This is a genomic window from Microbacterium sp. BF1 (assembly GCF_019279095.1).
Lineage (GTDB): Bacteria > Actinomycetota > Actinomycetes > Actinomycetales > Microbacteriaceae > Microbacterium > Microbacterium maritypicum.
Genome location: NZ_JAGYWT010000752.1, coordinates 1 through 793 on the forward strand (window position 1 = coordinate 1; position 793 = coordinate 793).

Annotated in this window: 1 protein-coding gene; it reads left to right on the forward strand. The window is 65.8% G+C overall.

Translation table 11 applies throughout. The annotated features are described in order from the left end of the window. Positions 1-116 precede the first annotated feature (116 nt). Positions 117-793 (forward strand): leucine zipper domain-containing protein (locus KZA10_RS16555; RefSeq protein WP_218683444.1); only part of this gene is annotated, 677 nt, incomplete at its 3' end.

A 793-nucleotide genomic window follows, 5' to 3' on the forward strand; every position in this document is an offset into this window, starting at 1 on the left:
TGTGATGTCCAGGGACGTTGTTTCGGCGACACGGCCGTGAAGAGCTGAGAGGTGAGGGCCTCCGGTTGTGAAGTGGAGCTGTTGAGTTCAACCGCTTCAGGAACCAGGAGGCCCTCGTGTCCCACGCTAACGCTGCCCTGACCCCACGCGCCCGGCTTCGACTGGCGCGCCTGATCGTCGAGGATCACTGGCCGCCGCAGGTCGCGGCGAAGATGTTCATGGTCTCGCCCGTGACTGCCCGGAAGTGGGCGGCCAGGCTGCGCCTGGAGGGACCTGCTGGGATGGCTGATCGTTCGAGTCGCCCGCGATCGATGCCGACGAAGACCCCGCTGCCGCAGGTCAAGAAAATCGTGAAAGCGAGGTGGCGGCGGCGTCTCGGCGCGGTTCAGATCGCTGGCGAACTCGGTCTGCCCGCCTCGACCGTCCACGCGGTCCTGGTGCGCTGCCGCATCAACCGGCTCAGCCATATCGACAGGGTCAATGGGGAGCAAATCCGCCGCTACGAGCACGATCATCCCGGATCGCTGATCCACGTCGACGTCACGAAGTTCGGCAACATCCCCGACGGCGGCGGCTGGCGCTTCGTCGGCCGCGTCCAAGGCGAACGCAACCGAGAGGCCACCGCCACCCGCACCAAGAGCAGGAACCATCGTTACGAGCCGAGGCTCGGCACTGCGTTCGTGCACACCGTCATCGACGACCACTCCCGCGTCGCTTACGCCGAGATCTGCTCCGACGAGAAAGCGGACACCGCGATCGGTGTTCTCCGCCGAGCGGTGTCCTGGTTTGCCGA